Raw genomic sequence first — 6,639 nt, forward strand, 5'->3', positions numbered from 1 at the left:
GCACCAATCGGTGCGGGCCCAGCTGAAAGGCTGAGGCGAAGGGTTACTTCTTGCCGCCGAAGCCCTTGAAGCGTGCGTTGAAGCGCTCGACGCGGCCAGCGCTGTCCATGATGCGCTGCTTGCCGGTGTAGAACGGGTGGGACTCCGAGGAGATTTCAACCTCAATCAGCGGGTAGCTGTTGCCGTCTTCCCACTCCACCGTCCGGTTGGACGTCGCGGTGGACTTGGTCAGGAAGGAAACGCCGGAGGCCAGGTCGCGGAACACAACCGGGGCGTATGCCGGATGGATATCAGACTTCATAGTTGTACCTTTTCTACACGCCCCTGGATTTTGCCAGCGGCTAGAAGGATGGAAAGATGGCAGCCCTCCAAGAGGGCCAGCAAACAACTCTATCGCATTCCGTGGGCTCACGTCGACGTGGCGCGGCACGCCCAGAAAGCCACCGCGCTGGCGGCCGCGACATTCAACGAATCGACGCCGGCCCGCATCGGGATCATCACCGTGAGCTCCACCTGCTCCAGCGTCTGCGGTTGTACGCCGGCGCCCTCGGTTCCAAGCACCAGCGCAAGCTTGTCGAAGGTGCGCCGTTCCAGCTCATTCAAGGTAATGGCGTCATCGGTCAGTTCGAGCGCCGCCGTCGTAAATCCAGCCTCGCGCAGCACAGTAAGGCCTTCCGGCCACTCCTGCAGCCGGGCCCACGGGATTTGGAAGACGGTGCCCATGGAAACCCGGATGCTGCGCCGGTACAACGGATCGGCACATTGCGGGCTCAGCAGCACGGCGTCCATGCCCATGGCGGCAGCTGACCGGAAAATCGCCCCCACGTTGGTGTGGTCCACGATGTCCTCCAGCACTGCGACCCGGCGGGCACCGGCCAGCGCCTCGGCCGCGGACAGCGGCGCCGGCCGGTGCATCGCCGCCATCGCTCCGCGGTGCAGATGGAATCCGGTAATCCCCTCCAGCACCTCGGGCGTCCCGACGAACACCGGCACCTCGGGGAACCGGTCGATCACGTCGCGCAGGTCATCCAGCCACTTGCCGGCCAGGAAGAATGACCGTGGAGTGTGGCCCGCAGCGATGGCCCGGCGCAGCACCTTGGAACTTTCGGCGATGTACATTCCCTCCGCCGGCTCACGGCGGCGGCGCAACGCGGTGTCCGTCAACTGCGCGTAGTCGGCCACCCGGGGGTCGTCGGCGGAGTCCAGCCGGACCAGCTTCATGCGAAGAGATTCCTCACCAGGAAGAACAGGGCCACCAGGCCAAGGGTAACGATAACGCTGCGCAGCACCACCGGCTTCAGCCGGCGCCCCACCGCGGAGCCGATCAGCGCGCCGATCAGCGAACTGATGGCGATGATCAGCACCACGGGCCATTCGATCCTGTCGAAGGCGAAGAGCATGTAGGAGATGGCGGCGATGATGTTCACCCCCAGCACCAGCACGTTCTTTACCGCGTTGGCCTGCTGCAGGGTCCCGTGCAGGAAGACGCCGAGGATTCCCACCAGCAGCACGCCCTGGGCGGCCACGAAGTAGCCGCCGTAGACCCCGGCAAAATAGACCAGCCCCAGCAGCAACCAGGGCCGCGGCCGGGTGCGTGCCTGCGCAGCCTGGCGGTCACGCACCCATGCCTGCAGTTTGGGCTGGAACACCACAAAGACCAGCGCCACCACGATCAGGAACGGCGCCGCCACACCGAAGACTTCCTCCGGCAGGTGCAGCAGCAGCCAGGCGCCGGTGATCCCGCCCAGCAAGGATGCCGGAAAAAGGATCGACAGGGTGCGGCGCAGCCCCGCCAGTTCCCTTCGGTAGCCGTAAACCCCGCCCACGTTGCCGGCGATCAGGCCCATCGCGTTGGAGATTGTGGCGGTGACCGGTGCATAACCCAGGGCTACGAGGATGGGGAACGTGACCAGCGTGCCGGAGCCCACAATGCTGTTGATGGTGCCGGCCCACAGGCCGCCCAGCCCAATGAGGGCAGCGCTCAGTACATCCATGAGGCGACGCGCCGCTCAGGCGCGCTTGGCTACGGCGGTGTAGCGGCCGCCGTCGTGCTTCAGGCTCAGCGGCATGTCGAAGGCGGTGCTGAGGTTCTCTTCGGTCAGCACGTCGGCAATGGGCCCCTGGGACACCACGCCACCGTCGCGCAGCAGCATGGCGTGCGTGAAGCCCGGGGGCACTTCCTCCAGATGGTGGGTGACCAGCACCAGCGCCGGCGCCTCCTCGTCCTGGGCCAGTTCACTCAGCCGCTGCACCAGATCCTCGCGCCCGGCCAGGTCCAGGCCGGCCCCCGGCTCGTCCAGCAGCAGCAGTTCCGGATCGGACATCAGGGCCCGGGCGATCTGCACGCGCTTGCGTTCGCCCTCGCTGAGCGTGGCGAAGGTGCGGTTCATGAAGGTGGACATGCCCCAGGTATCCAGCAGCCGGAACGCGCGGCGCTCGTCCATCTTGTCGTATTGTTCCCGCCAGCGGCCGGTCACCCCGTAAGCGGCCGTGACCACCACGTTGAGCACCTTTTCATCCTCGGGGATCTGGTTCGCCAACGCCGTGGAGGCCAGGCCGATCCGCGGACGCAGCTCGAACACATCGACCTTGCCCATGGTTTCGTCCAGGATCCCGGCGATCCCGCGGGTGGGGTGCAGGCGTGCGCCGGCAATTTGGAGCAGCGTGGTCTTGCCCGCTCCGTTGGGGCCGAGCACTACCCAGCGCTCCCCCTCCTTGACCTGCCAGTCAACGCCGTCCAGCAGGGTTTTCCGCCCGCGGACAACAGTGACCCCGGCAAATTCAAGTACATCGCTCATATCAGTAGACAGTAGGCTAAAACGCGTAGCAATCGCCAAACGCGACGCCGGAGCCTGCCATGATGGATCCGGCCCTCCCTCCAGCTTTGCGCAGAACGGAATCACTATGCCCTCGCTCCTCCGTGTCGTCTCCTACGGCCGGGAACTCCCCGATGCCTACCTCGCGGCCGTGCAGGCGGCAGTCACCGGGGCCGGCGGGAGCATCATCGAGCTGGAGAACGCGGCCAACGACCGTTTTCAGGTCACCGTTCTGACAGTGGAGTACGACGGCGGTGCCTCCGACGGCATCGCAGCGGTGCGGGCGGCGGTTGCTCCCGTCCGCACTGATCAGCTGGGCACGGCCGTGATGGATGCGTCGCTGGCCGGGCCCGACCGGAAGCTGCTGCTGATGGATGTGGACTCCACGCTCATCCAGCAGGAGGTGATCGAACTGCTGGCCGAGCACGCCGGCAAGCGCGACGAAGTTGCCGCGGTGACCGAAGCGGCGATGCGCGGAGAACTGGACTTCGCCCAGAGCCTGCACGCGCGGGTGGCGACCCTGAAGGACCTCCCCCTCGATGTCATCGACCGCGTCCGGGCAGCGGTGACGTTGACAGATGGAGCCAAGGAACTGGTGGAGGCCTTTCTGACGGCCGGCCACGCCGTCGCGGTGGTTTCCGGCGGTTTCAGCCAGATCCTCGATCCGCTGGCCGCCGAGCTCAAGCTGACCCACCACCGCGCCAATCTGCTGGGCATCGAGGCCGGCACACTGACCGGCACGGTGGACGGCGTCGTGGTGGACCGCGCCGTGAAGGAGGCCATGCTGCGCGAATGGGCCGCGGCGGAGGCCATTGATCTGGGCCAGACCATTGCCATTGGCGACGGTGCCAATGATCTGGACATGCTGGCCGCCGCCGGCCTGGGGGTTGCCTTCAACGCCAAGCCCGCAGTCCGTGCTGCAGCCGACGCCGCCATCGACATTCCCCACCTGGACGTAGCCCGCTACTTCGCCGGGGTCTGACGCCCCTGCACAGCCGCCTGCGCGTCCACTTGCCCGTTGAATGTCCCTCCGCGCAACCCCTGTCGCCCGGCCATGTGCCGGAGTAGGGTCGGTTGAAACCTCCCCGGACAGCTCCCCCGCTGCCCGGCGGTCGGATTCCCTGACCTTGCTGTGAAGGAGAACCAGCCATGAGCACCCACTCCACGTCAGCCGCCACCCTGGACCCGGACGTGGCCGAGACCTGCCGCAAACTGGCAGCGCAACTGCGGGTCGATTCCATACGCGCCACCACCCGTGCCGGCTCCGGCCACGCCACCTCCTCGCTGTCAGCGGCGGACCTCATGGCCGTGCTGCTGGCAAGCCACCTCCGCTATGACTGGGAGCGCCCGGAGCTGCCCACCAACGACCACCTGGTCTTCTCCAAGGGCCATGCCTCGCCGCTGCTCTATGCCATGTTCCGCGCGGCCGGCGTGATCGATGAAACGGAACTGCTCGATACCTACCGCCGGTTCGGCGGCCGGCTGCAGGGGCATCCCACACCTGCCCTGCCGTGGGTGGACCTGGCAACGGGATCGCTCGGCCAGGGCCTGCCCGACGCCGTCGGTATTGCTCTGGCCGGCAAGTACCTCGACCGGCTTCCCTACCGGACGTGGGTCCTGTGCGGCGACAGCGAGATGACTGAAGGATCCATGTGGGAGGCGCTGGACAAAGCCAGCTACTACCGGCTTGGGAACCTGACGGCCATCGTGGACGTAAACCGGCTCGGCCAGAACGGGCCCACTGCACTGGGCTGGGATTTGGACCAGTATGCCGCAAGGATCCAGGCGTTCGGCGCACAACCGCTGCCCATCGACGGCCACGACCTGCCGGCCATCCATGACGCCTTCGCCACGGCGCGGGCCACAACAGACCAGCCCAGCGTCATCCTGGCCCGGACGGTCAAGGGCAAGGGAGTCCCGGAGGTAGAGGACAAAGCGGGGTGGCACGGCAAGGCCCTGCCGGAGGACATTGCCGAACCCGCCGTCAAGGCGCTGGGCGGCCCCACCCGGATCCGGATTTCTCCCCATGCGCCGGACCCCGGCGAACCTGCCATCACGCCCAACCCCGGCGCCGCCGTCGAACTTCCCACCTACACGGTGGGCGAGCCAGTCGCCACCAGGACGGCCTTCGGCGACGCCGTGGCGGCGCTCGCCGCACGGCCCGAGGTCGTTGTCCTGGATGGCGAGGTGGGCAATTCCACCAAGGCCGGGGAGTTCAGCAAGGCCGCGCCGGACCGGTTTTTCGAAATGTTCATCTCCGAACAGCAGATGGTCGCGGCTGCGGCGGGGCTCTCCGTGCGCGGATATGTGTCGTTCGCCGCCAGCTTTGCGGCGTTCCTCGTCTCCCGCGGCTACGACTTCATCCGGATGGCCGGCGTGTCCGAAGTGGATCTCCGCCTGGTGGGCACCCATGCAGGCGTCGAGATCGGCGAGGACGGGCCTTCCCAAATGGCCCTCGAGGATCTGGCAGCCATGCGGGCGATCCACACCTCCACCGTCCTCTACCCCGCGGACGCACCGTCGACCGCGCGCCTCATCCGGACCATGGCGGACACCTCCGGCATCTGCTACCTGCGGGCGACCCGCGGGGACTATCCGGTACTGTACGAGGCCGGCGAAGAGTTCCCCATCGGAGGATCAAAGGTGCACGGGGCCACCGCAGAGGACGCCGTCACCCTCGTCGGCGCGGGCGTCACCCTGCATGAGTGCCTCGCCGCGGCCGCACAGCTTGCCGATGAAGGCATCGCTGCACGGGTAATCGATCTTTATTCGATCAAGCCGATCGACCAGGACACGCTGCTGGCCGCCTGCCGGGCCACCGGCGGCCGGATGGTCACGGTGGAGGACCACTATCCCGAGGGCGGGCTCGGGTCGGCAGTGGCCGATGCCCTGACCGGTGCACGGGTGCCGGACCTCAAGCTGGTCCGTCTGGCCGTGGAAGGTTTGCCTACCTCCGGGGCCCCGAAGGACCTGCTCCGCGCCGCCGGCATCTCGGCGCCGCACATTGCGGAGGCGGCACGCAGGCTGGTCCGGGAGTAAGCCCCGGGCCGGGAGGCCGGCAGACCAGCTGCGCGCCCTACCCCTGGGCCTGCAGGAAGGACCCGGCTCCGCCCACGTATTCGGTGTGCCCGGAGGGAACATCGGCGGTGACCATCTTGGCCACTTCCGCGCCGAACTCCTCCACCGAGTAAAGCTTGCCGGCCTCGGCGCGGCGGGCTTCAATCGCGCCGGGGCGGGCACGGTCCAGCAAGGTGGCAGTGACGGTACCTTCGATCATGTCGCCGGAAACGACCACCAGCGAGATGCCCTTGGCTTCCAGCTCCGGCAGGAGGCCGCGCAGCGCGTCTTCGCCGGCACGCTTGCTCAGGGCCACCGGCTCGTATTCCGGCATGGTCGGCACGGTCCGGATGAAGTGGGCCTGATGGCTGGTGACAAACACGACGCGGGAGCCCGCAGGCATCACTTCAGCGGCCGCCTTGAGCATGTTCACCTGCGCATCACGGTTGAGCCGCAGGGCGTAGTCCTCACCCATGCTGCTCTCCATGCCGCCCGAGGCGTTGAGCACCAGCACGTCGACGCCGCCAAAGTTCGTCTGGGCGGCTTCGACCAGTGCCTGCGAGCCCTCGGCCGCGGTCAGGTCGGCGGCAACGGCGACGGCGCGGCCCCCGGCTTCTTCGATCTGCGCCACTACCTTGTTGGCGCGGGGCGCCTTCTGACGGTAGTTCACCACCACGGCTGCTCCTTCGGCTGCCAGGAGCTTGGCCACCTCGGCGCCGATCCCGCGCGATGACCCCGTTACGATTGCTGCTTTGCCGTCCAGTGC

Annotated in this window: 7 protein-coding genes; 2 read left to right on the top strand and 5 right to left on the bottom strand. The window is 67.4% G+C overall.

Annotated features, from left to right (window positions below):
* Window positions 1-43: 43 nt before the first annotated feature.
* The 4 genes from AC5RWT_RS32870 to AC5RWT_RS32885 form a co-directional block, all read right to left on the bottom strand.
* On the bottom strand, window positions 44-301 hold the full coding sequence (locus AC5RWT_RS32870) for a type B 50S ribosomal protein L31 (RefSeq protein ID WP_493967551.1): 258 nt from the start codon (window positions 299-301) through the stop codon (window positions 44-46).
* A gap of 107 nt (window positions 302-408) precedes the next feature.
* Window positions 409-1,221: a TrmH family RNA methyltransferase gene (locus AC5RWT_RS32875; protein WP_494083872.1), complete on the bottom strand. Its 813-nt coding sequence runs from the start codon at window positions 1,219-1,221 to the stop codon at window positions 409-411.
* The gene (locus AC5RWT_RS32880; RefSeq protein ID WP_494083873.1) at window positions 1,218-1,994 is read right to left on the bottom strand and encodes a sulfite exporter TauE/SafE family protein; all 777 of its coding nucleotides are present in this window, start codon (window positions 1,992-1,994) and stop codon (window positions 1,218-1,220) included. The genes AC5RWT_RS32875 and AC5RWT_RS32880 overlap by 4 nt, the downstream gene beginning before the upstream one ends.
* 15 nt (window positions 1,995-2,009) lie before the next feature.
* Complete coding sequence (locus tag AC5RWT_RS32885) at window positions 2,010-2,798, bottom strand: ABC transporter ATP-binding protein (protein WP_493967548.1); 789 nt, start codon at window positions 2,796-2,798, stop codon at window positions 2,010-2,012.
* 106 nt (window positions 2,799-2,904) lie between these two features.
* On the opposite strand from AC5RWT_RS32885, the gene serB reads away from it, so the two are divergent.
* Window positions 2,905-3,798 (top strand): phosphoserine phosphatase SerB, encoded by an 894-nt coding sequence (serB, locus tag AC5RWT_RS32890; RefSeq protein WP_494083874.1) that lies wholly within the window; start codon window positions 2,905-2,907, stop codon window positions 3,796-3,798.
* A gap of 167 nt (window positions 3,799-3,965) precedes the next feature.
* Window positions 3,966-5,855 carry a transketolase gene (locus AC5RWT_RS32895; protein WP_494083875.1) on the top strand — a complete coding sequence of 630 codons (1,890 nt, stop codon included), beginning with the start codon at window positions 3,966-3,968 and terminating at the stop codon, window positions 5,853-5,855.
* A gap of 37 nt (window positions 5,856-5,892) precedes the next feature.
* Here the strand turns inward: AC5RWT_RS32895 and AC5RWT_RS32900 are convergent, their stop codons facing one another.
* The gene (locus AC5RWT_RS32900) at window positions 5,893-6,636 is read right to left on the bottom strand and encodes an SDR family oxidoreductase (RefSeq protein ID WP_494083876.1); all 744 of its coding nucleotides are present in this window, start codon (window positions 6,634-6,636) and stop codon (window positions 5,893-5,895) included.
* Window positions 6,637-6,639: the final 3 nt, after the last annotated feature.

This window comes from Arthrobacter sp. Dra40, from assembly GCF_059091905.1.